This window comes from Pseudomonas sp. RC10 (genome assembly GCF_038397775.1).
GTDB classification, from domain to species: Bacteria; Pseudomonadota; Gammaproteobacteria; order Pseudomonadales; family Pseudomonadaceae; genus Aquipseudomonas; species Aquipseudomonas bambusae.
Genome location: NZ_CP151650.1, coordinates 6,386,795 through 6,413,325 on the forward strand (window position 1 = coordinate 6,386,795; position 26,531 = coordinate 6,413,325).

At 60.5% G+C, this 26,531-nt stretch carries 26 protein-coding genes; 21 read left to right on the forward strand and 5 right to left on the reverse strand.

Annotated features, from left to right (window positions below; genetic code table 11):
• Positions 1–62 precede the first annotated feature (62 nt).
• Both AAEO81_RS28620 and rpmE read right to left on the reverse strand, forming a co-directional pair.
• A complete protein-coding gene (locus AAEO81_RS28620) occupies positions 63–878 on the reverse strand; it encodes a thermonuclease family protein (protein ID WP_341964644.1) in 816 nt (271 codons plus the stop codon).
• 11 nt (positions 879–889) lie between these two features.
• Positions 890–1,111 (reverse strand): 50S ribosomal protein L31, encoded by a 222-nt coding sequence (gene rpmE / locus AAEO81_RS28625; RefSeq protein WP_062379238.1) that lies wholly within the window; start codon positions 1,109–1,111, stop codon positions 890–892.
• A 168-nt stretch (positions 1,112–1,279) separates the two neighbouring features.
• On the opposite strand from rpmE, the gene AAEO81_RS28630 reads away from it, so the two are divergent.
• From AAEO81_RS28630 to AAEO81_RS28675, 10 genes are all read left to right on the forward strand, one after another.
• On the forward strand, positions 1,280–3,499 hold the full coding sequence (locus AAEO81_RS28630; protein ID WP_341960483.1) for a primosomal protein N': 2,220 nt from the start codon (positions 1,280–1,282) through the stop codon (positions 3,497–3,499).
• Between the two features lie 260 nt (positions 3,500–3,759).
• A complete protein-coding gene (gene argS, locus AAEO81_RS28635) occupies positions 3,760–5,496 on the forward strand; it encodes an arginine--tRNA ligase (protein WP_341960484.1) in 1,737 nt (578 codons plus the stop codon).
• A gap of 1 nt (position 5,497) precedes the next feature.
• Positions 5,498–6,190, forward strand: a complete 693-nt coding sequence (locus AAEO81_RS28640; RefSeq protein ID WP_341960486.1) for an SPOR domain-containing protein — start codon at positions 5,498–5,500, stop codon at positions 6,188–6,190.
• Positions 6,191–6,422: 232 nt separating this feature from the next.
• A complete protein-coding gene (gene hslV / locus AAEO81_RS28645) occupies positions 6,423–6,953 on the forward strand; it encodes an ATP-dependent protease subunit HslV (protein ID WP_037016051.1) in 531 nt (176 codons plus the stop codon).
• Positions 6,954–7,019: 66 nt separating this feature from the next.
• Positions 7,020–8,357, forward strand: coding sequence for an ATP-dependent protease ATPase subunit HslU (hslU, locus tag AAEO81_RS28650; protein ID WP_341960489.1), 1,338 nt, complete (start codon positions 7,020–7,022; stop codon positions 8,355–8,357).
• 131 nt (positions 8,358–8,488) lie between these two features.
• Entirely contained in the window at positions 8,489–8,866 is a 378-nt protein-coding gene (locus tag AAEO81_RS28655; RefSeq protein WP_166598163.1) for a DUF971 domain-containing protein, read from the forward strand.
• Between the two features lie 352 nt (positions 8,867–9,218).
• On the forward strand, positions 9,219–10,898 hold the full coding sequence (gene phaC, locus AAEO81_RS28660) for a class II poly(R)-hydroxyalkanoic acid synthase (protein WP_341960492.1): 1,680 nt from the start codon (positions 9,219–9,221) through the stop codon (positions 10,896–10,898).
• Between the two features lie 241 nt (positions 10,899–11,139).
• The gene (gene phaZ / locus AAEO81_RS28665; protein WP_166598161.1) at positions 11,140–11,994 is read left to right on the forward strand and encodes a poly(3-hydroxyalkanoate) depolymerase; all 855 of its coding nucleotides are present in this window, start codon (positions 11,140–11,142) and stop codon (positions 11,992–11,994) included.
• Between the two features lie 161 nt (positions 11,995–12,155).
• Positions 12,156–13,838: a class II poly(R)-hydroxyalkanoic acid synthase gene (gene phaC / locus AAEO81_RS28670; RefSeq protein ID WP_341960495.1), complete on the forward strand. Its 1,683-nt coding sequence runs from the start codon at positions 12,156–12,158 to the stop codon at positions 13,836–13,838.
• A gap of 161 nt (positions 13,839–13,999) precedes the next feature.
• Positions 14,000–14,614, forward strand: a complete 615-nt coding sequence (locus AAEO81_RS28675; protein WP_341960496.1) for a TetR/AcrR family transcriptional regulator — start codon at positions 14,000–14,002, stop codon at positions 14,612–14,614.
• 245 nt (positions 14,615–14,859) lie between these two features.
• On the opposite strand, the gene AAEO81_RS28680 is transcribed toward AAEO81_RS28675, so the two are convergent.
• From AAEO81_RS28680 to AAEO81_RS28690, 3 genes are all read right to left on the reverse strand, one after another.
• On the reverse strand, positions 14,860–15,738 hold the full coding sequence (locus AAEO81_RS28680) for a phasin family protein (RefSeq protein ID WP_341960498.1): 879 nt from the start codon (positions 15,736–15,738) through the stop codon (positions 14,860–14,862).
• 10 nt (positions 15,739–15,748) lie between these two features.
• On the reverse strand, positions 15,749–16,186 hold the full coding sequence (locus AAEO81_RS28685; RefSeq protein ID WP_341960499.1) for a phasin family protein: 438 nt from the start codon (positions 16,184–16,186) through the stop codon (positions 15,749–15,751).
• 262 nt (positions 16,187–16,448) lie between these two features.
• Entirely contained in the window at positions 16,449–16,727 is a 279-nt protein-coding gene (locus tag AAEO81_RS28690; RefSeq protein ID WP_341960500.1) for a polyhydroxyalkanoic acid system family protein, read from the reverse strand.
• Between the two features lie 141 nt (positions 16,728–16,868).
• Between AAEO81_RS28690 and ubiE the strand changes: the two genes are divergently transcribed.
• From ubiE to AAEO81_RS28745, 11 genes are all read left to right on the forward strand, one after another.
• On the forward strand, positions 16,869–17,639 hold the full coding sequence (ubiE, locus tag AAEO81_RS28695; RefSeq protein ID WP_110951120.1) for a bifunctional demethylmenaquinone methyltransferase/2-methoxy-6-polyprenyl-1,4-benzoquinol methylase UbiE: 771 nt from the start codon (positions 16,869–16,871) through the stop codon (positions 17,637–17,639).
• A complete protein-coding gene (locus AAEO81_RS28700) occupies positions 17,639–18,262 on the forward strand; it encodes an SCP2 sterol-binding domain-containing protein (RefSeq protein ID WP_341960502.1) in 624 nt (207 codons plus the stop codon). The genes ubiE and AAEO81_RS28700 overlap by 1 nt, the downstream gene beginning before the upstream one ends.
• Positions 18,259–19,878, forward strand: coding sequence for a ubiquinone biosynthesis regulatory protein kinase UbiB (ubiB, locus tag AAEO81_RS28705; protein WP_341960504.1), 1,620 nt, complete (start codon positions 18,259–18,261; stop codon positions 19,876–19,878). The genes AAEO81_RS28700 and ubiB overlap by 4 nt, the downstream gene beginning before the upstream one ends.
• A gap of 56 nt (positions 19,879–19,934) precedes the next feature.
• A complete protein-coding gene (gene hisI, locus AAEO81_RS28710; RefSeq protein WP_166598152.1) occupies positions 19,935–20,339 on the forward strand; it encodes a phosphoribosyl-AMP cyclohydrolase in 405 nt (134 codons plus the stop codon).
• A 2-nt stretch (positions 20,340–20,341) separates the two neighbouring features.
• Positions 20,342–20,674, forward strand: a complete 333-nt coding sequence (locus AAEO81_RS28715; protein ID WP_166598151.1) for a phosphoribosyl-ATP diphosphatase — start codon at positions 20,342–20,344, stop codon at positions 20,672–20,674.
• Between the two features lie 42 nt (positions 20,675–20,716).
• The gene (locus AAEO81_RS28720; protein ID WP_166598150.1) at positions 20,717–20,989 is read left to right on the forward strand and encodes a twin-arginine translocase TatA/TatE family subunit; all 273 of its coding nucleotides are present in this window, start codon (positions 20,717–20,719) and stop codon (positions 20,987–20,989) included.
• A gap of 10 nt (positions 20,990–20,999) precedes the next feature.
• Positions 21,000–21,512, forward strand: coding sequence for a Sec-independent protein translocase protein TatB (gene tatB, locus AAEO81_RS28725; protein WP_166598149.1), 513 nt, complete (start codon positions 21,000–21,002; stop codon positions 21,510–21,512).
• Positions 21,509–22,303: a twin-arginine translocase subunit TatC gene (tatC, locus tag AAEO81_RS28730; protein WP_166598148.1), complete on the forward strand. Its 795-nt coding sequence runs from the start codon at positions 21,509–21,511 to the stop codon at positions 22,301–22,303. Before tatB ends, tatC begins: the two co-directional genes overlap by 4 nt.
• Positions 22,300–23,007, forward strand: a complete 708-nt coding sequence (locus AAEO81_RS28735; RefSeq protein WP_341960506.1) for a 16S rRNA (uracil(1498)-N(3))-methyltransferase — start codon at positions 22,300–22,302, stop codon at positions 23,005–23,007. Before tatC ends, AAEO81_RS28735 begins: the two co-directional genes overlap by 4 nt.
• A gap of 257 nt (positions 23,008–23,264) precedes the next feature.
• The gene (locus tag AAEO81_RS28740; RefSeq protein WP_341960507.1) at positions 23,265–25,181 is read left to right on the forward strand and encodes a methyl-accepting chemotaxis protein; all 1,917 of its coding nucleotides are present in this window, start codon (positions 23,265–23,267) and stop codon (positions 25,179–25,181) included.
• Between the two features lie 337 nt (positions 25,182–25,518).
• A complete protein-coding gene (locus AAEO81_RS28745) occupies positions 25,519–26,490 on the forward strand; it encodes an IS110 family transposase (RefSeq protein WP_341958838.1) in 972 nt (323 codons plus the stop codon).
• The last annotated feature ends 41 nt before the right edge of the window (positions 26,491–26,531 follow it).

Here is a 26,531-nt window from a genome sequence, read left to right on the forward strand (position 1 = left end):
GTAGAGCCACGTCTTTAAAGGCCTCCAGAGAAAAACAATTCATGGAAAAAATGTTCACAATTTTAGCTTGAAGTTGTATTCAACATGACAGGATGCGTGATCGGCATCATCCAGCGTGGCTGACCGGACTTGAGACCGCCTCGACGGAATCGGTCAACGACCCAACCCCGCGCTTCTACCTGCTGACCTTTCAGACGTAGCAGGCTGGCACTGTTGAATTGCCCTACAAGATTCGGAGCAATACGCAATACCAGTGCATCGCCGAACTCGATCCAGATACCCCCGCCATTGCGCTGAACATTCGTCACGCGCCCCGACACGAGGGCGAATCCACCGCTGCTGATTTGCTCGGGGGATTGCACCGGGGAATTGCGCCATATCCCAACACCCGCTTGGCGCGCGGTCTTTTCTGCGGCCTGCTGGCAATCCACCAGTGAAACGTTCGGGGAGACCGCCACCAGATAACCCAGCCCTTCCGTGAGCAGCTGAGCCTCAAGGTTTGCGCCATTGCGGCCATAGACGTTGGCCAAGGTGCGTCCGTAATGATCAGCGGCCTGCTCGCCGATCCTCAGACTGACTTGACCGTCGCTTTCATCTACCAACGTTTGCAGTCGGCGCTTGGCGGCTTCGGCAAACGGTTGGGCGGACTGACCTTTTTTGCCAGTTTCCGGCGCATTGAGGCCAACCATCCGCACGCTGCGCCCATCACTCAAACGAAGGGTGTCGCCATCTACCACGCGCTGAACCTGCGCGGTGGGCAAATTGGAAGGCGCCGGGCACAAGGCCTGGGCGGTAGAGAGCCAAATCGCAGGCACAAAAAAGGCGCCCGCAAGGGACGCCTTCTTGAGCAGCCTGGATAAGCTCGGGGAGCGATCCAGAAAATCCACTCTTACTTCGCTTTGGTTGCGCCGAACGCACCGAAACGCGACTTGAACTTGTCGACGCGACCGCCAACGTCCAGAGTCTTTTGCTTACCGGTGTAGAACGGGTGGCACTCGTTGCAAACGTCCAGGCTCAGAGGCTTGGCCAGGTTGGAACGGGTGTGGATGACGTTGCCGCAGCTGCAGGTTGCAACGACGTCTTCGTAAACTGGATGGATATCAGCTTTCATCGGTATTTCCTCAGGCTAGCGTGCCGCCACCCAACACTATTGTTGAATACCGCACGGAATTAGGCCGCGCATATTAACAGAGAACGTGAAACGCGCAAGGCCGCGTTAACGCCGGTCGTCTGCTAAGATCGCGCCCTTGGTCATACTCCGTAACAGGACATCCCCCGCGTGCCCGACGCCATTTTGCGCCTCGCCCTGCCCTCCCCCTTGCGCCGCCTGTTCGACTACCGCGCCCCCGCCGGGATTGCGCGCAGTGCGCTGCAACCGGGCATGCGGTTACGGGTGCCGTTCGGGCGTCGGGAGATGATCGGCATCCTGGTTGAGATCACCGATCACAGCGATGTGCCCGAGGACAAACTGAAGCCCGCGATTGCGCTGCTCGACACCGAAGCGCCGCTGCCACCCGCCCTGTTCAAGCTGTGTCTGTGGACGGCCCAGTATTATCAGCACAGCCTCGGTGACACGTTGAGCTGGGCGTTGCCGGTCTTGCTGCGTCAAGGCGAGCCCGCCGAGGCCCGGCAAGAGCGTTTCTGGCAGATCGCGACCGGCGCCAGCATCGATGACCCGCGCATCGCCCGAGCGCCGAAACAGAAAGAAGCGTTGCAAACCCTGGCCCAGCACCCCCACGGCGTCGCCCATCAATTGCTGAGCAAGCTGATGCTCAACCGTGACAGCCTCAATCTGTTGCTGGCCAAGGAGTTGGTGACGGTGGAAGTGCGCGGCCATGCCCCGGTGGCGCGGCATGAGCATTGGCTGGCGCAACCGGAACTGCCGCTGAACACTGAACAACGCGCCGCGTATGAAGCCATTCGCTCCGGATTTGGCAGTTTTCATGCGTCTTTGCTCGCAGGCGTGACCGGCAGCGGCAAGACCGAGGTTTACCTGCAACTGATCCGCGAGACGCTGGAGGCAGGCAAACAGGCGCTGGTGCTGATTCCGGAAATCAATCTCGGCCCGCAGACCCTCGCTCGTTTCGAGCAGCGTTTCAATGCGCGGATCGCGCTGTTGCATTCGGCGGTCAACGATCGGGATCGCCTGGATGCCTGGCTCGCCGCCCGCGACGGCGAAGCGGACATCATCATCGGCACGCGCTCGGCGCTGTTCACGCCCATGAAGAACCCCGGCCTGATCATCATCGACGAAGAACACGACGGCTCTTATAAGCAGCAAGAAGGCCTGCGTTATCACGCGCGGGATCTGGCACTGGTCCGCGCCCGCCAGGAAGACATCCCGATCGTGCTCGGCTCGGCCACGCCTTCGCTGGAAAGCCTGCACAATGCCTACACCGGCCGGTACGCCCTCCTACGCCTGAACCAACGCGCAGGCGGCGCGCAACAGCCACGCTTCCTGCGCCTGGACGTGAAAAGTCGTCCGCTAGACAGCGGCATTTCTGGCCCGATGCAGCAAGCCATCGGGCAGACGCTGGCCGCCGGACAACAGGTGCTGGTGTTCCTCAATCGCCGAGGATTCGCGCCGACGCTGCTGTGTCACGACTGCGGCTGGCTATCCGAATGCAAACGTTGCGATGCGCGGATGACCGTTCATCAGCGCTCCGGCGAGCTGCGTTGTCACCACTGCGGCCACGTCGAGCGGGTGCCGCGCAATTGCCCGGCCTGTGGCAAAGTCGATCTGCGCCCCGTCGGCGCGGGGACGGAGCGCGCCGAAGAACGCTTGGCGATTCTGTTTCCGGACTATCCGGTGCTGCGAGTGGATCGCGACAGCACCTCGCGCAAGGACGCAATGAATCAACTGTTTGCCACCATCCAGAAGGGCCACCCGTGCATTCTCGTCGGCACGCAGATGCTCGCCAAAGGTCACCACTTCCCCCGCGTGACGCTGGTGTCGATTCTGGACGCCGACGGCGGGCTGTTTTCCGGCGACTTCCGCGCCAGCGAACGCATGGCCCAGTTGATCGTGCAGGTGGCGGGCCGCGCGGGGCGCGCCGAAGAACCGGGCAAAGTGATCATTCAGACGCACCTGGCCGACCATCCGCTGCTGATCCAGCTCACCGAGCAGGGGTATTCCGCCTTTGCAGAGCAGGCGCTGAGCGAGCGTCGCGCAGCGGGCCTGCCCCCGTTTTCGCATTTGGCGCTGTTGCGCGCTGAAGCCCATAAACCGGGACAGGCTGAGGGATTTTTAGACGAAGCCTGTACGGAAGCGGAACAGCTGTTGAAGGAAATGTCGCTGGGCGGGATTGAACTGTTAGGCCCGGTTCCGGCTCCGATGGAGCGCCGCGCGGGGAGATACAGGGCGCAATTGTTGCTGCAAGCCAACGCCAGGGCGCCACTGCACAAGCTGCTGGCAACGTGGCTGCTGGCGCTGGAAAGCATGCCGAGCGGGCGGGCGGTCAGGTGGTCGCTGGATGTGGACCCGGTGGATCTTTATTGAGCTCATGCGGACTCCTGGCGCGCATCGACTTTTGTGGGAGCGAATTCATTCGCGAAAAAGCGTACAGCCGATAGAGATGTGTCGGCTCGACCCGCCATTCGCGAATGAATTCGCTCCCACAGTTGGGAACCCGGCAACAGATGACAATTCACAACCGCACATCCAACCCGGTTGGCAAGGTGGCTCCGGCAACGGATAATGCCCAGTTTTTCCACCCGCGCATCGAAGCGCTGCCGCGCTTGCGGTCGAAAGAGAGCCTCATGAAAGACACCATTCGCCAGCTGATCCAACAAGCTCTGAGCCAACTCGTCACCGAAGGCGTCTTGCCGGAAGGGTTGACGCCGGCGATTCAGGTGGAAAACGCCAAGGACAAGAAAAATGGCGACTTCGCCAGCAACATCGCCATGATGTTGGCCAAGCCTGCGGGCCTGAAACCTCGTGACCTGGCCGAGAAGATCGTCGCTGCGCTGCCCGCCGACGAACAGATCACCAAAGTCGACATCGCCGGGCCTGGCTTCCTGAACTTTTTCCAGAACACTCAGGCCCTCGCTTCGCGTCTCGACGAAGCCTTGGCGGATGCCACCCTGTCGGTGCGCAAGAACGGTCCCGCCCAACGCGTGGTGGTTGACCTGTCCGCGCCGAACCTCGCCAAAGAAATGCACGTCGGCCACCTGCGCTCGACCATTATCGGCGACGGCGTGGCCAGCGTGCTTGAGTTCCTCGGCGACACCGTCATTCGTCAGAACCACGTTGGCGACTGGGGCACCCAGTTCGGCATGCTGCTGGCCTATCTGCAGGAAACCCCGGCGACCAGCGACGAGCTGTCGGACCTGGAAAACTTCTACCGCGCCGCCAAGGGCCGTTTCGATGAGTCCGAAGAGTTCGCCGAGCGCGCCCGTGGCCTGGTGGTCAAGCTGCAAGCAGGCGACCCTGAGTGCCTGACGCTGTGGACCCGTTTCAAAGACATTTCCCTTTCGCACTGTCAGGAAGTGTACGAGCGCCTGAATGTCAAACTGACGCCGAAAGACGTCATGGGCGAAAGCGCCTACAACGACGACCTCGCCAACGTCGTCGCCGACCTGAAGAAAGCCGGCCTGCTGGTTGAGAGCAACGGCGCACAATGCGTGTTCCTCGAAGAATTCAAGACTGCCGAAGGCACGCCACTGCCGGTGATCGTGCAAAAGGCCGGTGGCGGTTATCTCTATGCGACCACCGACCTCGCTGCCGTGCGCTACCGCAGCAACGTATTGAAAGCTGATCGCGCGCTGTATTTCGTCGATCAGCGTCAGGCCCTGCACTTCCAGCAAGTGTTCGAAGTGGCCCGCCGCGCCGGTTTCGTCACCAACGGCATGCAGATGGAACACATGGGCTTCGGCACCATGAACGGCGCCGATGGCCGTCCGTTCAAGACCCGCGATGGCGGCACCGTGAAGCTGGTTGACCTGCTCGATGAAGCCGAAGAGCGCGCCTATGTGCTGGTGAAAGAGAAGAACCCGGGAGTTGCCGAAGACGAATTGCGCACCATTGCCAAGGCGGTGGGCATCAGCGCGGTGAAATACGCGGACCTGTCCAAGCACCGCGCCAGCGATTACAGCTTCAACTTCGATCAGATGCTCAGCTTCGAAGGCAACACCGCACCTTACCTGCTGTACGCCTACACCCGTGTTTCCGGCGTGTTCCGCAAGCTGGGCGAGGCGTTCGACGAGAGCAAAGGCCAAATCATCCTTGAGGCCCCTCAAGAGCAGGACCTGGCTGCGCGTCTTGCGCAATTCGGCGAAACCGTGAACAACGTTGCCGAAAAAGGCACGCCGCACGTGCTGTGCGCCTACCTTTACGATCTGGCCGGCCTGTTCTCCAGCTTCTACGAGAACTGCCCGATCCTGAACGCGGAAAACCCCGAGCAACAGCAAAGCCGTCTGCGCCTCGCGCACCTGACCGGTCGCACCCTCAAGCAAGGCCTGCAACTGCTGGGTCTGGAAACTCTGGAGCGTATGTAACTTGGCAGTCAAAAAGAAACCTGCTCCCAAGCGCGGTGCCAGCCGGTACGAGGCGCCCGCAAAGAAGCCGATTCCGGGATGGGTGTGGCTGGCGGTCGGCCTGTCCGTCGGTGCATTCATCGTATTCCTGATGAAACTGGAGCCTGGCAGCGGCGATGACATCAAGCGGAACAAGGCCGAAGCCAAGGCCGCGAAGATCGCCGAAGCGAACAAGACGCCGCCAAGTCCGACCGCGCCCGTGAAGCCGAAGTACGATTTCTACACGCTGCTGCCGGAATCGGAAGTCATCGTGCCAAACGAAGCCGTGCCGGAAAAAACGCCGCCGTCAGTGGCTGCGCCGACCACGCCGGTCACTCCAGAGGTGGCCGCGAAAATCGACACCGCTCGTGCCCAGGCAGCGCTTAGCGGCCTGACACCACCGCCAGCGCCCCCGGTCGCGAAACCGGCGCCGGTGACGACGTTCTTCCTGCAGGCGGGTTCGTTCCGCAAACAGACGGACGCTGACAAGGTTCGCGCACAGATCATTCTGTTGGGGCAGGCCGCGACGGTTGAATCCGGAACGGTGAAGGACGAGACGTGGTACCGCGTATTGGTCGGACCGTTCAGCAACCGCGAACAACTGACGACCGCGCAGAAGCAACTGGCGGGTGGTGGATTCAGCAACCTGTTGCTGCAACAGCGTCAGGCCCGCTAGACCAAACGCCGATCCCGTTATGGGAGCCGGCTTGCTGGCGAATACGATGATTCAGTCACCCTCTATGCTGACTGACACACCGCTTTCGCCAGCAAGCCGGCTCCCACGGCCTTCGGCCAGAAGCAGATCAATACACCCCTGCCATTCATCCCCCACGGTTGAAATACCCGCCCCCACCCCCATATGAGTTTCCATCAGGGCATTTTCGCCCCCTAGCGTGGAGACTCTCCCCTTGACCACCATCGTTTCAGTGCGCCGCCAAGGCAAAGTCGTCATGGCCGGTGACGGCCAGGTTTCCCTGGGCAATACCGTCATGAAAGGTAACGCCAAGAAGGTCCGCCGCCTCTACCACGGCCAGGTGATCGCCGGTTTCGCGGGCGCCACCGCTGACGCCTTCACCCTGTTCGAACGTTTCGAAGCCCAATTGGAAAAACACCAGGGGCACCTCGTGCGCGCCGCCGTCGAGCTGGCCAAAGACTGGCGGACCGACCGCTCCCTCAGCCGCCTGGAAGCCATGCTGGCTGTCGCCAACAAAGACGCCTCCCTGATCATCACCGGCAACGGTGACGTCGTAGAACCCGAAGACGGCCTGATCGCCATGGGCTCCGGCGGCGCATTCGCTCAGGCCGCTGCTCGCGCCCTGCTGCTGAAAACCGAATTGTCCGCGCGGGAAATCGCCGAGACCGCGCTGCACATCGCGGGCGACATTTGCGTGTTCACCAACCACAACATCACCATTGAGGAGCAGGACCTCGCCGAATAAGCCCGACAGGCGCCGCAATTCATCGCGGCTGCCGGACTCATTCGCTCAAGAGGACCGTTGAAAACCATGTCCATGACTCCCCGTGAAATCGTCCACGAACTCAATCGCCATATCATCGGCCAGGACGATGCCAAGCGCGCCGTCGCCATCGCGCTGCGTAACCGCTGGCGCCGGATGCAGCTCCCTGAAGAGCTGCGTGTTGAAGTCACCCCGAAAAACATTCTGATGATCGGTCCGACCGGTGTCGGTAAAACCGAGATCGCCCGCCGTCTGGCCAAGCTGGCCAACGCGCCGTTCATCAAGGTCGAAGCCACCAAGTTCACCGAAGTCGGCTACGTGGGCCGTGACGTCGAGTCGATCATTCGTGATCTGGCCGACGCCGCCATGAAGCTGCTGCGCGAACAGGAAATGACCAAGGTCCGTCATCGCGCCGAAGACGCCGCCGAAGACCGCATCCTCGACGCCCTGCTGCCACCTGCACGCGTAGGCTTCAATGAAGACGCGGCCGGTGGCACCGATTCCAACACCCGCCAGCTGTTCCGCAAACGCCTGCGTGAAGGCCAGTTGGACGACAAGGAAATCGAGATCGAAGTCGCGGAAATGGGCGGCGTCGATATCTCCGCGCCTCCGGGCATGGAGGAGATGACCAACCAGCTGCAAAGCCTGTTTGCCAACATGGGCAAGGGCAAGAAGAAGAGCCGCAAGCTGAAGGTCAAGGACGCGCTGAAGATGGTCCGCGATGAAGAAGCGAGCCGTCTGGTCAACGACGAAGAGCTGAAAGGCAAGGCGCTGGAGGCAGTCGAGCAGCACGGCATCGTGTTCATCGATGAAATCGACAAAGTCGCCAAGCGCGGCAACGTCGGCGGCGCGGACGTCTCCCGTGAAGGTGTGCAGCGCGACCTGCTGCCGCTGATCGAAGGCTGCACGGTCAACACCAAACTGGGCATGGTCAAGACCGACCACATCCTGTTCATCGCATCCGGTGCGTTCCACCTGAGCAAGCCGAGCGATCTGGTGCCTGAGCTGCAAGGCCGTCTGCCGATTCGCGTCGAGCTGAAAGCCCTGAGCCCTCAGGATTTCGAACGCATCCTGAGCGAGCCACACGCGTCGCTGACCGAGCAATACCGCGAGCTGCTGAAGACAGAAGGCCTGAACATCGAATTCTTGCCGGAAGGCATCAAGCGCCTGGCCGAGATTGCGTGGCAGGTGAACGAGAAGACCGAAAACATCGGTGCCCGTCGTCTGCACACCCTGCTGGAACGCCTGCTGGAAGAAGTGTCTTTCAGTGCGGGTGACCTGGCCGGCGCGCAGGATGGCGGCACGATCCAGATCGACGCGGCGTACGTCAACAGCCACTTGGGCGAGTTGGCGGAAGACGAAGATCTGTCTCGCTACATTCTTTAATCAGCCCACGCCCCCCCTGTAGGAGTGAGCTTGCTCGCGATTGCATTGGATCAGGTCAACACATCATTGCCTGCCCCACCCTATCGCGAGCAAGCTCACTCCTACAATGTAACGCGCAAGGCATACCGTCGATGACACGCATTCCCTCCGCCATCCAGCTTCACAAAGCCTCGAAAATCCTCACGCTGAAATACGGCCCTGGTGAGGAATATCACCTGCCCGCCGAGTTCCTGCGGGTGCATTCGCCGTCCGCTGAGGTGCAGGGGCATGGCAAGCCGATTCTACAATTCGGCAAGCTGGGCGTCGGTTTGACGAAAGTGGAACCGGCCGGTCAGTACGCACTGAAATTGACCTTCGATGATGGTCATGACAGCGGTCTGTTCACGTGGGAATACCTCGAACAACTGGCACAACGTCAGGAAGCCCTTTGGGACGATTACCTGGCTGAACTGAAAGCTGCGGGCAAATCCCGCGACCCTTCCGAGCAAGTCGTCCGACTCATGCTCTGAGCTGCCGCTCTAGTCCGCGCCTTGGTGACCGATGGGCGCTTTAGGACGCACTTTCTAATTCAATCTGCTTCAATGCTCCGCGCAGCGGTCAATGACTGACCCTGCTTGCGATTTTTATAAATCTCGCGTAACCAATGATTCTGGCAAGCCATCTGCATCGGAGTTTTAGCAGAAGCCTGTCGGTGTGAACCGCAGCAGTCGCATGCAGCGCCATCGAAAAATACGGCGCCTTGCAGGAGCATTCACACCCGTTGTGTTAATCATCGGTCACCCGAGAGCAGTGCTGGCGTTTGCCCGTGGCGTGTTTTCACAGGGATGCCAGCGCTCGTCTCAGGACAATGGAGCGTCGTAGATGAGTAACAAGAGTAATGATGATCTGCCGCGTCAAGCCTCTGAACACACCCTGGGGTTGAACCCCGTCGTCGGCTTGCGGCGCAAGGATTTGCTCACCACGGCACGCATGGTCTTGACCCAGGCCATCAAGCAACCGATCCACAGCGCCAAGCACGTGGCCCATTTCGGGCTGGAACTGAAAAACGTGCTGCTCGGCAAATCCAGCCTGGTGCCCGACAGCGACGACCGTCGTTTCGCCGACCCGGCCTGGAGCCAGAACCCGCTTTATCGTCGCTACCTGCAAACCTACCTCGCCTGGCGCAAGGAGTTGCACGACTGGATCGACGACAGCAGCCTCTCGCAACAAGACATCAGCCGCGGCCACTTCGTGATCAACCTCATGACCGAAGCCATGTCGCCCACCAACGGCGCGGCCAACCCGGCGGCGGTCAAACGCTTCTTTGAGACGGGCGGCAAGAGCGTCCTCGATGGCCTCTCGCACCTGGCGAAGGATCTGGTGAATAACGGCGGCATGCCGAGCCAGGTCAACATGGACGCTTTCGAGGTCGGCAAAAACCTCGGTACCACCGAAGGCGCCGTGGTGTTTCGCAACGACCTGTTGGAACTGATCCAGTACAAGCCGATCACCGAGCAGGTCCACGAACGCCCTCTGTTGGTGGTGCCCCCGCAGATCAACAAATTCTATGTGTTCGACCTCAGCCAGGACAAAAGCCTGGCGCGCTTCTGCCTGCGCAACAACGTGCAGACCTTCATCATCAGTTGGCGCAACCCGACCAAGGCCCAGCGTGAATGGGGCCTGTCGACCTACATCGACGCCGTGAAAGAAGCGGTGGACGTGGTCTGCAAGATCACCGGCAGCAAGGACGTGAACATGCTGGGCGCCTGCTCCGGCGGGATCACCTGCACTGCCTTGCTCGGCCACTATGCGGCGCTGGGCGAGCAGAAGGTCAACGCGCTGACCCTGCTGGTGAGCGTGCTCGACACCACCCTCGACACGCAGGTCGCGCTGTTCGTGGATGAGCAGACGCTGGAATCGGCCAAGCGCCATTCGTATCAGGCGGGCGTGCTGGAAGGCAAGGACATGGCCAAGGTCTTCGCCTGGATGCGCCCCAACGATTTGATCTGGAATTACTGGGTCAACAACTACCTGCTGGGCAACGAGCCGCCGGTGTTCGACATCCTGTTCTGGAACAACGACACCACGCGCCTGCCCGCCGCGTTTCACGGCGATCTGATCGAGATGTTCAAGAACAATCCGCTGATTCGTCCAAACGCGCTGGAGGTCTGCGGTACACCGATTGATCTGAAACAGGTCAAAAGTGACATCTTCTGTCTCGCAGGCACCAACGACCACATCACGCCGTGGGTGTCGTGCTACAAGTCGGCTCGACTGTTCGGCGGCAAGACCGAATTCGTGCTGTCCAACAGCGGGCATATCCAGAGCATTCTGAACCCGCCGGGCAACCCGAAGGCGCGCTACATGACCAACCCGGACCTGCCCGAAGAAGCCACTCGTTGGCAGGAGGACGCCAGCAAACACACTGATTCGTGGTGGCTGCACTGGCAGGCGTGGCAAGCCGAGCGCTCCGGCAAACTGAAAAAATCTCCCGCTACATTGGGCAACAAGGCGTATCCCGCAGGCGAAGCGTCTCCGGGCACGTATGTGCATGAGCGTTGATCTGGATTAACTACCACCTGTAGGAGTGAGCTTGCTCGCGATGTCGTCGGAGTAGTCGATATAACACTGACTGAACTATCGCAATCGCGAGCAAGCTCACTCCTACAGGTTTTCAGGCAACTGTGAGCTCTGATTCGCCACTGACGGCAAGCATCGAACACACAGAAACCGCGCACGCGGTTTCAGGACCGGAAGACGCGCAGGACTGCTTTACCGGCGTTTAACCAACAGGGCTTCGCGCATGCCGCAACCGTTCGTATTTCGCACCATCGATCTGGATGGTCACAACATCCGCACCGCAGTGCGCCCCGGCAAGAGCCATCTCACGCCGCTGCTGATTTTCAACGGCATCGGCGCCAACCTGGAGTTGGTGTTTCCGTTCGTCGATGCGCTGGACCCCGACCTCGAAGTCATCGCCTTCGACGTGCCCGGTGTTGGCGGTTCATCGACACCAAACCGTCCCTATCGCTTTCCCGGTCTGGCGAAACTGGCGGCACGGATGCTGGATTATCTGGACTACGGACAGGTCAACGCGATTGGTGTTTCGTGGGGAGGCGCACTGGCCCAGCAGTTCGCCCACGACTACCCCGAACGCTGCAAAAAACTCGTGCTCGCGGCCACGGCGGCGGGCGCGGTGATGGTGCCGGGCAAACCGAAAGTGCTCTGGATGATGGCCAGCCCGCGTCGTTACATTCAGCCGTCGCACGTGATCCGCATCGCGCCGGACATCTATGGCGGGGCGTTTCGTCGCGATCCGAACCTGGCAGCAAACCACGCCGCGAAAGTCCGTTCCTCCGGAAAGCTCGGCTATTACTGGCAGCTGTTCGCGGGCATGGGCTGGACCAGCATTCATTGGCTGCACAAGATCCAGCAGCCGACGCTGGTGCTGGCGGGTGATGACGATCCGCTGATTCCGCTGATCAATATGCGACTGCTGGCTTGGCGTATCCCCAATGCCCAGCTACACATAATCGACGATGGTCACTTGTTTTTGATCACCCGGGCCGAAGCCGTGGCCCCCATCATCATGAAGTTTCTGCAACAGGAGCGGCAGCGCGCCGTCATGCATCCACAACCTGCACCGACCGTGCGATAACCCAAGGAATAAGGGGCGCATTCGTGCCTCACATCAAAGAGAAATCGCTTCACTGACGCGTTATCGGCGGGATTGCCAGACGTGGAACAGCGCACTGCTCAGGGGAGGTCGAGCGGGGCGCCGCTGTATTTGCTGATGGCCAGACGAAGGAGTGTTGATCCATGCGAGACAAACCGGCGAAGAATAGCTACCCGACGCCAGCGACCTACATCAACGCGCAAAGCGCAATCACCGGCCTGCGCGGTCGGGATCTGCTGTCGACTCTGCGCAGCGTGGCTTTGCAAGGTCTCAAGCACCCGGTTTACACGGCGCGCCATGCGATTGCCCTCGGCGGTCAGTTGGGGCGTGTGATGCTGGGCGATACGCCTCACCAGCCACACCCGAATGACACCCGCTTCAACGATCCGACCTGGACGCACAATCCGCTGTACCGTCGCGGTTTGCAGGCGTATCTGAGCTGGCAGCATCAGGTGCGCGACTGGATCGACCACAGCGACCTGCCCGAAGACGACCGTTCTCGCGCGCAATTCATTTTCTCCCTGCTCAACGATGCACTGGCGCCGACCAACACCCTGCTCAACCCGTTGGCGGTGAAGGAGCTATTCAACTCCGGCGGCACCAGCGTGGTGAAGGGCCTGAGCCACATGCTCGACGACTTCATGCACAACAACGGCCTGCCGAGCCAGACCACCAAGGACGCGTTCGAGATCGGTCGCACCCTGGCCGTCACTCCCGGCGCCGTGGTGTTTCGCAACGAGCTGCTGGAGCTGATCCAGTATTCGCCGATGAGCGAAAAGCAATACGCCCGACCGCTGCTGATCGTGCCGCCGCAGATCAACAAGTTCTACATTTTCGACCTGAGCCCCACCAACAGCTTCGTGCAGTACGCCCTGAAAAACGGCGTGCAGACCTTCATCATCAGCTGGCGCAACCCGGACGTTCGCCACCGGGAATGGGGGCTTTCCAGTTACGTGCAGGCCGCCGAGGAAGCGATGAACGTGTGCCGTGCGATTACCGGCGCACGGGAGGTCAACCTGATGGGCGCCTGCGCGGGCGGCCTGACCATCGCAGCGCTGCAGGGCCATTTGCACGCCAAGCGACAACTGAGGCGGGTGTCGAGCGCGAGTTATCTGGTGAGCTTGTTGGACAGCGAAATTGAAAGCCCAGCGACGCTGTTCATCGACGAACAAACCCTCGAAGCCGCCAAGCGCCGCTCCTATCAGCGTGGCGTGCTCGACGGTCGCGAGATGGCCAAGGTCTTTGCGTGGATGCGCCCCAACGATCTGATCTGGACGTACTGGGTGAACAACTACCTGCTGGGCAAGGCGCCGCCGCCGTTCGACATCCTTTACTGGAACAACGACAGCACGCGCCTCCCCGCCGCGCTGCACGGCGATCTGCTGGACTTCTTCAAGCACAACCCGCTGACCCGTCCGGGTGGACTGGAAGTGTGCGGCACACCCATCGATCTGCAGAAAGTGACGGTGGACAGTTTCAGCGTCGCGGGCATCAACGACCACATCACGCCGTGGGACGTGGTCTACCGCTCGACCTTGCTGCTCGGCGGCAATCGGCGCTTCCTGCTGTCGAACAGCGGCCACGTACAGAGCATCCTCAATCCGCCCGGCAACCCCAAGGCGAACTTCGTTGAGAACGGCAAGCTCAGCAGTGATCCCCGCGCCTGGTATTACGACGCCCAGCGCACGGACGGCAGTTGGTGGCCGAGTTGGCTGAGCTGGATTCAAGAGCGCTCGGGCGCGCAGCGCGAAACGCTGATGGCGCTGGGCAATCAGAATTACCCGCCGATGGAGGCGGCGCCCGGGACGTATGTCAGAGTTCGCTAGAAGCACCACGGACTCTTGCTGAACGTTGCTCCTGTAGGAGTGAGCTTGCTCGCGATAGCGGTGTGTCTCTGAACACATTCAAACCTGACGAATCGCTTTCGCGAGCAAGCTCACTCCTACAGGAGCATTCGAATACCTCAGTGCCGAATTAAGAAGACCGGATGAAGACCCGCGACCGCATACTCGAATGCGCTCTGCTGCTGTTCAATCAGCAAGGCGAGCCCAACGTTTCAACCCTGGAAATCGCCAACGAACTGGAGATCAGCCCCGGCAACCTCTACTACCACTTTCACGGCAAGGAGCCGTTGGTGATGCAGCTGTTCGAGCGCTTCCAGTCCGAGCTCGCGCCGCTGCTCGACCCACCTGCCGATGCGCGCCTGGACGCCGAGGATTACTGGCTGTTTCTGCACCTGATCGTCGAGCGTTTGTCCCATTACCGTTTTCTGTTCCAGGACCTGTCGAACCTCGCCAGCCGCCTGCCGAAACTCGCACGGGGCATTCGCAATCTGCTCAATGCGATCAAACGCACCCTCGCCTCACTGCTGGCGCGGTTGAAGGCCGAAGGGCAAGTCACCAGCGACACGCAAGCCCTGGGACAGTTGGTGGAACAGATCACGATGACGCTGCTGTTCTCGCTGGATTACCAACGCATCCTCGACCGAGAGGGTGAAACTCGGGTGGTGGTGTACCAGATCATGATGCTCGTCGCGCCGCACCTGAAACCGGGCGCGAGGCATGCGGCGGAGCGGTTGGCTTTGCATTATCTCGAAGACTAAATCGGGGCTTTTGATTCTGGCCGAAGGCCGTAGGAGTTGGCTTGCCTGCGATCTGGTGCGCAGCACCAGCAAAATCCCCTAACCCGTTGTACCTGACACAGTCGAGGTGTCAGGTTTTGCTGCCGGTGCCCGCCAGATCGCAGGCAAGCCAACTCCTACGGCCTGCGGCCAGAAGCGTGTTCGGCGTGAAAATAAAAAACCCGACCTGCTCTCACAGATCGGGCTTCGGTCCAATCAGCCGTAAATCAGGACTGGCTGGAAGGTGTCGACGCGGCGGAATTGGTCGACGGTGCAGCGGCGGATGCGGACGGTGCCGAGGTGGCAGGCGATGCGCTGGCGGTGGTTGCAGCAGGGGTGGACGCTGCGGCCGGTTTGGCGGCTGCGGCGGGCTTCGGTGCTGCGGGTTTCTTGGCAGCGGCTGGCTTTTTCGCAGCGGCAGGTTTGGTCGCTGCAGGCTTCGCGGCCGGTTTCGCTGCTGCTGGTTTCGCAGCCGGTTTCGCAGCGGCCTTCGGCGCCGGTTTCGCAGCAACGGTATTCGCCTTGGCGGCGGTGGACGCAGCGGCTTTCGACGCGGCGGCTACCGGCTTGGCGGCGGCCTTGGCCGCTGTTTTTGCGACCGCCGGTTTGGCCGCTGCGGTTTTGCTGGCGGCAGCGCTTGCGGGTTTGGCGGCGGTTTTCGTGGCAGGTTTCGCCGCTGCCGTTTTCGACGCCGAAGGCACCGAGGCGCCCGTCAGTTTTTCGATTTGCTTGGTCAGCAGATCAACTTTGCTGTGCAGGGCTTTGACTTCGTTGCGGCTCGGTACACCCAAGCGAGAAATCGCGCTGTTCAGACGCTTGTCGAAAGCCCCCTCCAGTTCGCCCCATTTGCCCAGCGCCAGGTCCTTCACGTCACCGACGCGGGACTTGGTCGAAACCTTGGCCGTGTCGACGGTTTTACCGACGGTGGCCTTGGTTTCTTTCTCGGCTTTTTCGCCGTCTTTCACCAGCGTTTCGAAAAGCTTACTGCCGTCATTGCTGATCTTCGAGTAAGCGCCTAAACCAGCCAGCCAGATTTGGCGGGAGTATTTCTCCACTTCACCAATCCAGGAGCTGCCTTCTTTTTCAGTTTTCTTTTTGCCAGCCATCCCGCTCTCCTTATTGTTTACGCGCGACACGTTCAAGCAATGCCGTCAGCTCATCGAGCTTAGCAGAGAGTGTCTCAACATCATGTTTAGACGGAATGCCAATGCGATTCAAGGCGCTGGCCACACGGCGGTCGAAGGCGCTCTCGATTTTGTCGAGTTGCACTTCCACACGGCCTTTGGCTTTGGTGATTTCGCCGGTGACTTCATCCTTCGCCGAATCGATTTCGCTGTTGGCGGCTTCGATTTTTTCGTCGATGACTTTCTTGGCTTTCTTTTCGGTCTGCTCGCCGGTCTTGATCAGCTCTTTGACGTACTCAGCGCCTTCCTGCCCGGCCTTCACGTAGGCACCCAGGCCTGCGAGCCAGATTTTGCGGGCGTAGAGACGAACCTCGGAGAACGTCTTCGCTTCTTCGGCTTCGATTTTTTTCTTCAGAATCACTTTGGCCATGGTGCACCTCACGCTCGAAAGGGATAAGAGGAACCGCCCCGCAGACGGGGGCATGGGCACAAAGTAGAGAGAAAAATTAGAAAGCTCACCCTAGACGATGAGCACGACGAGCAACTGTAGGAGTGAGCTTGCTCGCGATAGCGGTATGTCTGTAGACGCATCGAGGGCCGACGAACTGCTATCGCGAGCAAGCTCACTCCTACAGACTCTCGGCCTACGTTACAGCGCTAGCGCCCGCAAGCCACGCTCCTAAAATAGGCCATCAGGCAATAAGCGCTTTATCCAGCTGCCGCTCGACCTCAGACTGGATCGTGCTGCTCATCGCCGACAGGAAGAAATTCAGCTCGATGTTGACCCGCACCAGCGCGTCTTCCACCTCAACGGTGCCTTTGGCGCCCTTGCCTTCCAGCGACACGGTGTCGCCATTCCAGCTGTGCTCGATGCCATATTTGTCGCCCAGCTTCTCGGCCAGCAGTTCGGCTTTCTCGCGAGCCTTATCCTTGCCCAGTGCATGCGGGCGTTCCACGGTAATACGGGCCATTGGCGGGCTCCTTCATCGGCCTAAATCGTCGGGCCACTATACCAGCGGCGTTCGGCGAAGAAACTGTTGGCGGTGAGCCTTGTCAAGACAAAGCCAGCCCCGACGATTAGAATGGCGGCACTTTATTCCGGTGACAGCGATATGAACGATCCGCGCAAAGGCAGCGATGCCGAACCCACCACCCACTTCGGTTACAAAACCGTCGCTGAAAGCCAGAAGGCCGAGAAAGTCGCCGAGGTTTTCCACTCCGTGGCGGCCAAGTACGACCTGATGAACGACGTGCTGTCCGGCGGCATGCACCGCCTCTGGAAGCGTTTCACCATCGAGCTGTCCGGTGTGCGCACCGGCAACCGCGTGCTGGACATCGCAGGCGGTACGGGCGATTTGGCCAAGAAATTCTCCCACCTGGTCGGTCCGACCGGTGAAGTGGTGCTGGCCGACATCAACGCGTCGATGCTGAAAGTCGGTCGCGACCGCCTGCTCGACCGTGGCGTGGCAGGTAATATCAAGTTCGTCCAGGCCGACGCTGAAAAGCTGCCGTTCCCGGACAACCATTTCGACTGCGTGACCATCGCATTCGGCCTGCGCAACGTCACTCACAAAGAAGACGCCATTCGCTCGATGCTGCGCGTCCTCAAGCCGGGTGGCCGCCTGCTGGTGCTGGAATTTTCCAAGCCAACCAACAAAGTCATGTCCAAGGTCTACGACGCCTATTCGTTCGCGTTCATGCCGTTGGCGGGCAAGCTGATCACCAACGACTCGGAAAGCTATCGCTACCTGGCCGAATCGATCCGCATGCACCCGGATCAAGAAACCCTGAAGTCAATGATGGTAGAGGCCGGTTTCGATCGCGTGACCTACCACAACATGACCTCCGGCATCGTCGCTCTGCACCGTGGTATCAAGCCCTGATGCTGATCAGCGGCTTGCTCGCCAGTGCCGAGCACGGCATCAACCGTGTGCTGCAAATGGACAGCACAGCCTTGCCACGCCTTGATCGGCTGAGCGGCAAGGTGATTGCGGTCGAATGCACCAGCCCGGCGTTTCACCTGCACATTCTGCCCAGCGACGAAGGCCTGATGTTGGCCTCGCGCTGGGAAGCAGGCGCTGACGTGACCCTGCGTGCCCCGGCCGCTAGCCTGATGCGCCTCGCCTTGAGCAAGGACAAGAACGCCGTGCTGCACAGCCCGGAGGTCGAGCTGGATGGCGAAAGCGCCGTGCTACTGGAGTTGGTGGGCGTGTTGCAGGACCTGGACCTCGACTGGGAATACGAGCTGCAACGCTGGCTCGGTCCGGTCGCCACGCCGCTGATCGGTGGCCATCTGCGCAACAGCGCACGCTGGACCCAAGAGAGCATGGCGAGCCTGAGCCACAACCTGGCCGAATACCTGGCCGAAGAATCCCGCACCCTGGTCGGCAAACGCGAGGCTGAAGCCCGCTTCGCCGAACTGGATCAGACCAAACAAGACCTGGAACGCCTCGAAGCCCGCTTCGAGCGTCTGGCCCACTTCCTCAAATCCAGCGATAACGCATGAGCCTGCTTGCCGTCCGCCGCCTGTTTCGCATCCAGCGTGTCGTAATCCGTTACCGCCTCGATGATCTTTTGTTCGCCCTGCCACTGCCGTGGTGGCTGCTCGCCGTGCGTTTCGTGCTGCCGTGGCGCTGGATTCCGCGACGCAAAAGCGAGCTGACCCGAGGTGCGCGCCTGCGATTGGCGTTGCAGGATCTCGGGCCGATCTTCATCAAGTTCGGCCAGTTGCTTTCGACCCGCCGTGACCTGCTGCCCGAAGACATCGCCGACGAGCTGATGATGCTCCAGGACCGCGTGCCGCCGTTCGAATCCGAGAAGGCGATTGCCCTGATCGAGTCGCAGTTGGGCGCGAAGATCAACGACGTGTTCAGTCGTTTCGATGTTGCGCCGTTGGCGTCCGCGTCGGTGGCGCAGGTTCACGCCGCTCGCCTCAAGACCGGCGAAGAAGTGGTCGTGAAAGTCGTGCGTCCGGGCCTGAAACCGGTCATCGGCTCCGACCTTGCCTGGCTGTTCATCCTCGCCAAGATCGCCGAGCGTTTGTCTGCCGACGCCCGCTTGCTGCACCCGGTGGACGTGGTCGCCGACTACGAGAAGACCATCTACGACGAACTCGACCTATTGCGCGAAGCGGCGAACTCCAGCCAGCTGCGCCGCAACTTCGAAGGCTCGACGATGCTGTACGTGCCTCAGGTCTATTGGGACTGGTGCCGCCCGAAAGTGCTAGTGATGGAGCGGATTTACGGCGTTCAGGTAACCGATCTCGCGACCCTCGCCGATCAGCGCACCGACATGAAGAAACTGGCCGAGCGTGGTGTGGAGCTGTTCTTCACCCAAGTGTTCAGGGACAGCTTCTTTCACGCCGACATGCACCCTGGCAACATTTTCGTCAGCACGGTTTCGCCGTGGGACCCGCAATACATCGCCATCGACTGTGGCATCGTCGGCAGCCTGACCCCGGAAGACCAGGATTATCTGGCGCGCAACCTGTTTGCATTCTTCAAGCGGGATTATCGTCGTGTCGCGCAGCTGCACATCGATTCCGGCTGGGTGCCCGCTGAGACCAAGCTCAACGAATTTGAAGCCGCGATTCGTACCGTGTGCGAGCCGATCTTCGAGAAACCGCTCAAGGATATTTCCTTCGGTCAGGTGCTGATGCGCCTGTTCCAGACCGCGCGTCGCTTCAACATGGAAGTGCAGCCGCAACTGGTGCTGTTGCAGAAAACCCTGCTCAACATCGAAGGCCTGGGCCGTCAGTTGTACCCGGAACTGGACTTGTGGAGCACCGCGCAGCCGTTTCTGGAACGCTGGATGCGCGAGCGCGTCAGCCCTAAAACGCTGATCGGCAACCTGCAATCTCAGGTCGAACAGATTCCGCATCTGGCCAACATGACCCGCGATCTGCTGGAGCGCCTCTCGCAGCCGCACAGGTCCGATCCTGCGCCTCCGTACTCGCGCAAGGGCGACCACTGGGCGCTGCGCCTGATCGGCGCCGCGTTGCTCGGCGGTGGCGTGGTGCTGGCGACGGCCCATACTCAATCAGGCGACGAACTGATCGCGCTGAGTGCCTGGCCCGCGCTGCTGATGCTGGTCGCCGGGCTCTATCTGGTCGTGCGCCGATAGCCATCGGGACGAGCCGCTGGCACACTAACCCACCCACCCATCGGCCGGAGCCGACGATGAAAGACTGGCTGGACGAGATTAAATGGGACAGTGACGGTTTGGTGCCAGCGATTGCGCAGGACCACAAGACCGGGCGCGTCCTGATGATGGCCTGGATGAACCGCGAAGCACTGAGCCTGACGGCCACCGAGAACCGCGCCATCTACTGGTCGCGCTCCCGTGGCAAATTGTGGCGCAAAGGCGAAGAATCGGGCCATGTGCAGAAATTGCACGAACTGCGTCTGGACTGCGACGCCGACGTCATCATTCTGATGGTCGAGCAGATCGGCGGGATCGCCTGCCACACCGGCCGCGAAAGCTGTTTCTACCGAGTTTTTGACGGTGCAGGCGACGATGCTGGCTGGAAGACCGCGGACCCGGTCCTCAAAGACCCGCACGCCATTTATCACGCAGGACACTGAACATGACCGATACCCTGTCTCGCCTCGCCCAGGTGCTCGAAGAGCGCAAAGGCGCGGCTGCCGACTCCTCCTACGTCGCCAGTCTCTATCACAAGGGGCTGAACAAGATTCTGGAGAAGGTCGGCGAAGAGTCGGTCGAAACCATCATCGCTGCCAAGGACGCCGCCGTCAGCGGGGACTGCAGCGATGTCATCTACGAAACGGCAGACTTGTGGTTTCATAGCCTGGTGATGCTCGCAGCGCTGGGCCAGCACCCGCAAGCCGTACTCGATGAACTGGATCGCCGTTTCGGCCTGTCCGGACACGTCGAAAAAGCTGCTCGTTCGACGGATTAAACACGGGCCTGCGAGCCCTGAAATCATTGTGAGGAACGCGTCATGGGCATTTTTGACTGGAAACACTGGATCGTCATTCTTGTGGTCGTTGTATTGGTCTTCGGCACCAAGAAACTGAAAAACCTGGGCACTGACGTTGGCGAGTCGATCAAAGGCTTCCGCAAAGCCATGAACGACGAAGAAAAACCCACCGAACAACCGCCTGTTCAGCCACAGCCGACCGCGCAGCCTGTTCCACCGACTCAGCCGCCGTATCAGCCGCACACCATCGACGGCACTGCGCAGAAAGTCGAAGAGCCCATCCGCAAAGACTAGGTCGTGACGCATGTTTGGTATCAGCTTCTCTGAACTGCTGCTGGTCGGCCTCGTTGCCCTGCTGGTATTGGGCCCCGAGCGTTTGCCAGGGGCAGCGCGGACGGCCGGGCTTTGGATCGGGCGTCTGAAACGCAGCTTCAACGCGATCAAACAGGAAGTTGAGCGCGAAATTGGCGCCGATGAAATTCGTCGTCAATTGCACAACGAGCACATTCTTTCGCTGGAAGAAGAAGCGCGCAAAATCATGCAACCGCAGCAAGCGGCCGCACCCGTCGTGCCGCCAGCGGTTCAGCCGGTCAGCGAGCCCGCAGCGCCGATCATGGGTGCCGCACCTACGCCACCGAGCGCCGACATTGGCCCGGCAGCGCCTGCTGAAAGCGCGTCGGTCACGCCGCCCGCTGCGCAGCCCGAGCCTGTTCCGCCTGTCGCGACACCTGCGCCCGCTCCGGTGGCCACCACGCCCACGGCCGTGCCGGGCGCGCCTTCCGCCAACGATTCGACACAGCCCCCACGAGCCCCATGAGCGAAATCCCGGAAAACGACCAGCAAATGCCGCTGGTCTCGCACCTCACTGAGCTGCGCTCGCGCCTGTTACGTTGCGTGTTGGCGATCTTCGTGATCTTCGGTGCGCTGTTCTACTTCACGCAGAAGATCTACACCTTCGTCTCGGCGCCACTGCGCAAGTTCTTGCCCGAAGGCGCGACGATGATCGCCACTGATGTGGCCTCGCCGTTTCTGACACCGTTCAAGCTAACGATGATGGTGGCGCTGTTCCTGGCAATGCCGGTCATCCTGTACCAGATCTGGGGCTTCATCGCGCCGGGCCTGTACAAACACGAAAAACGCGTGGCGGTGCCGCTGCTGATTTCCAGCATCATTCTGTTCTACGCCGGGATGGCCTTCGCCTATTTCCTGGTGTTCCCGCTGATCTTCCACTTCTTCGCCAGCGTGACCCCGGAAGGGGTGTCGATGATGACGGACATCTCCAGTTATCTGGATTTCGTCATGACGCTGTTCCTGGCGTTCGGCGTGGCGTTTGAGATCCCGGTCGCGGTCGTGTTGCTGGTGTGGATCGGCATCGTTGATGTGAAGTACCTCAAGAAGATTCGCCCCTATGTGGTGATCGGGTGCTTCGTGGTCGGCATGATCCTGACCCCGCCGGACATTTTTTCGCAGACGCTGCTGGCCGTGCCGATGTGGCTGCTGTTTGAAATCGGCGTGTTGTGCAGCTCGATGGTCACCAAACGCGGCGACCACGAAGACGACGAGAAAGCCGAAGACGAGCAAGACCAGCCGCCAGCGACCCAGCCGTGAATCTGCTGCTTCTGGAAGAGGCCGACTTCATTTCGGCTGATCGGGTGGTGTTGCGTGATCGACGCCTCAAGCACATGCAAGAGGTGCATCGTTCGGAGGTCGGCGACAGCCTGCGCGTTGGACGCGTGGGCGGCTTGCTCGGCAGCGCGCAGTTACTGCGTCTCGAACCCCGCGAGGCGGAACTGTCTGTCAGTTTCGACCGTGAGCCTCCCGCCAAACTGCCGCTGACCCTGGTGCTCGCCCTGCCCCGCCCCAAAATGCTGCGCCGGGTATTTCAGACCGTCGCCACCATGGGTGTGCCCAAGGTCATTCTGGTCAACAGTTACCGCGTCGAGAAAAGCTTCTGGCAGACGCCGTTCCTGGAGCCTGGGGCGATTCGTGAGCAGTTGATTCTGGGGTTGGAACAGGCGCGGGACAGCGTGTTGCCGGAAATCGTCATCGAGAAACGCTTCAAGCCGTTCGTCGAAGACCGGCTGCCTGCCATCGTTGAGGGGACGCTTGGGTTGGTTGGGCATCCCGGCGATTACCCGGCCTGCCCGTGTGCGGTCAATGAGCCGGTCACTTTGGCCATCGGCCCGGAAGGCGGCTGGATTCCCTACGACGTCGACCTGCTGCGCGAATCCGGCCTGAACCCTGTGCAGCTCGGCGACCGCATCCTGCGGGTCGAAACCGCCGTCACTGCCGTCCTCGCCCGGCTTTTTTAATCCATCCCCTTCACGCGACCAGCCCCCGCCCATGTTGTGGCCGGCTTGCTGGCGAAAGCGGTGTGTCAGCCACTATCAATGTTTCCGACCTGACGCATTCGCCAGCAAGCCGGCTCCCACGGCCTTCGGCCAGATGCAGATCGCGATAAACACAGCGCTTCCGATACTTGGCCGATATGCCATCCTCGCTCTGCTTCAGATTGGTGCACCCTTGCCGATAACGTGACGTCCCAAAAAACCATCAGCAAGGAATCGTCATGTATCGCTGGACCGCCCAACGCCTTGGAAATATCAGTGTCAGTCGCAAGCTCGGGATCGGGTTCGGGCTGGTTTTGCTGTTGACGCTGGTCATCACCGCAACAGGCTGGTCGGGCGTGAGGTCGTTGATTGATCGCGGCGACAAGCTCGCGATGATCTCCCAGATCAACGAATATTCCCTGGCGCTGCGCATTGCACGCATGAATTACGAAACCCAGGCCAACCCGGATACGGCGAAGGCCGTCATGACCGCGCTGGACCATCTCGACGCGGAGCTCAAGACGGCCCACGGCAAGCTCGTGGTCGGGAGCGACCTGAAGCTGCTGGACGCTCAGACTCAGGCCGCCACTGACTACCGTCGCGCATTCGAGGACATGGCCAAAGCCATTCAAGCCCGTGAAGCCAGCCGCGTGAACTTGGGCGCAGCCGCGGATGCCGCCGTGGACGAGGTCAACAAGATCGAAGAGGCGTTGATCCAGCACGACAACATTCTGCAATTCAACAGCGCCGTGGGCGTGAGCAAGCTGATTCAGCAGGCGCGTTTTCAAGTACGCGGCTACACCTTCAGCGGCAATCCAGATTTCGAAAAGAGCGCCACAGCCGCCATCGAAGAAGCCATCGTTGGCGTGAACACCTTGGCGGGCGACGTTTCGTCCCAATACATCCCGCAGCTGCAACGGGCGAATCTGGCCCTTAAAAGTTACGGCGCTGCAGTCGCACAATACCGCGACGCCCAACGGGTGAGCCGCCAGGCGCTGCAGAAGATGGAGGGGGTCGGTCAGCAGTTGCTCGACCTGAGTGACAAATTGACCACCTCACAAAATACCAAGCGAGACGCCGACAGCGCGCAGGCGCAATCGATGCTGAGTCTGGCGACAGCGCTGGCTCTGTTTTTCGGGGTCCTTGCGGCGTGGGCCATTACTCGCCAGATTACCCTGCCGTTGAAACACACACTCGTCGCGGTGGATCGCGTTGCGTCCGGCGACTTGACCCATAACCTGAGCATTGATCGCCGTGACGAACTGGGTCAGCTGCAAGGCGGCATTCAGCGCATGACAGTGAACCTGCGCGAGCTGATCGGCGGCATCAGCGACGGTGTCACGCAAATCGCCAGCGCCGCTGAGCAGCTGTCCGCGGTGACCGAGCAGACCAGCGCCGGGGTTAACAATCAGAAAGTCGAGACGGACCAGGTCGCTACGGCCATGCACCAGATGACGGCCACGGTGCAAGAAGTCGCACGGAATGCCGAGGAGGCTTCAGAAGCCGCTGTGGCGGCCGATCAGCAGGCCCGTGAAGGCGACAAGGTCGTGAGCGAGGCCATCGCTCAAATCGAGCGTCTGGCCACCGAAGTGGGGCATTCCACCGAGGCCATGGGTGAACTCAAGCGCGAAAGCGACAAAATTGGCAGCGTGCTGGACGTGATCAAGTCGGTCGCGCAGCAGACCAACTTGCTGGCGCTCAACGCGGCCATCGAAGCCGCCCGGGCCGGTGAAGCGGGTCGCGGCTTCGCCGTGGTGGCCGATGAAGTGCGCAGCCTGGCCCAGCGCACACAGAAATCCACCGAAGAGATTGAAGACCTGATCGCGGCCTTACAGAACGGCACGCAACAGGTGGCGACGATCATGGACAACAGCCGTGAATTGACGACCAGCAGCGTGGAACTGACCCGTCGGGCTGGTGGCGCGCTGGAAAGCATTACCCGAACCGTGTCCGCGATCCAGTCCATGAACCAGCAGATTGCGGCCGCCGCCGAGCAGCAAAGTGCAACGGCCGAAGAGATCAACCGCAGTGTGCTGAACGTGCGGGATGTGTCGGAACAGACCTCAGCGGCCAGTGAAGAAACCGCGGCATCCAGCGTGGAGCTCGCACGTTTGGGCACGCATCTGCAGGGGCTGGTCGGCCGGTTCAGGGTGTGAATCTACACACTTATTGTAGGAGCCGGCTTGCTGGCGAATGCGGTGGGTCAATCCCCTTATCATCGGATTACACACCGCTTTCGCCAGCAAGCCGGCTCCTTGTATCTCGACTCTGGCGTTTCATCGCGCCATAGTTCTCGACTGATCATCGAGGGAGAGCCGGGAAGCTGTTCAGCTCCTAAGGCCTCAGAGCTTACAAAGTAGATAGAGCTCCGGTTCTCCAACCTCACTCGAAAAGTCCGAACGGTATCCAGTGCGCGCCTTCGGCGTGAGCACGCATGTACAAGGCAGGACCGGGTGACGCGATGATCGTGTGCAATCGACTCTGGAGAGCGCCATGTCTGCTTTTGTTGGCATCGATATCGCCAAAAACTCATTTGATATCGCCACCCCGCTGGATAACGGGAAGTTCAGGACCAAAGCCAGGCTGGCCAATAATCCCAAGGGTTATCAGGTGCTGCTCGACTGGCTTACCACCCACTCCGAGCCCCATGCCTGGGTCGTGATGGAAGCCACCAGCGTCTACCACCAGGGCGTTGCTGATTGCCTTCACGCTCACGGATACCGGGTGTGCATCGTCAACCCTGCGATCCTCCACCAGTACGGCAAGGATGAGCTGCGCCGGGTCAAAACCGACAAGGCCGATGCAAAGCTGATCGCCCGCTATGCGCAAGACAAGCACACCAGACTGCGCGAGTGGGTGCCGGAGCCCGCGCCACGTCGGCGCTTGCGCGCGTTGGTGCGTCGACTGGAAGATTTGCAGGAAATTCAGCAGATGGAAAGCAATCGTCTGGATGTCGCCGAAGACAAGGTCAAAGCGTCGATCGAGTCGGTGATCAGCCACGTCAAGCAACAGATCGACGAGACCAGGAAAGCGATCAAAGACAATATTGACGACGATCCTGACCTGCGCCAGAAGCGCGATCTGATCGTGACCATCGACGGGCTGGGGGATACGACCGCAGCGCTGATCCTGGCCGAACTCGGCGACCCATTGGATTACAAGGGCCCCAAATCTATCGTTGCCTTTGCGGGCCTGGACCCACGTTGTGCTAGCTCGGGAGAGTCGGTAGGCCCGACCCATATATCCAAAACCGGCTCGAAAAGGCTGCGCGCCGGGCTTTACATGCCAGGCATGGCTGGCCTAAAGCACAACGCGGTGTTGCGAGAGCTAAAGACCCGGATGCGCGCCAATGGGAAAGCCCCAAAAGAGATCATCTGTGCAGCAATGCGAAAGCTGCTGCATCTGGTCTATGGCGTGCTGAAATCGGGCAAGCCGTTCGACGCAGAAATTGCGCTTGCCCGGTGATGGGCAAGACGGTATCTACGAAGTCTTGCGGTACTCGGAAG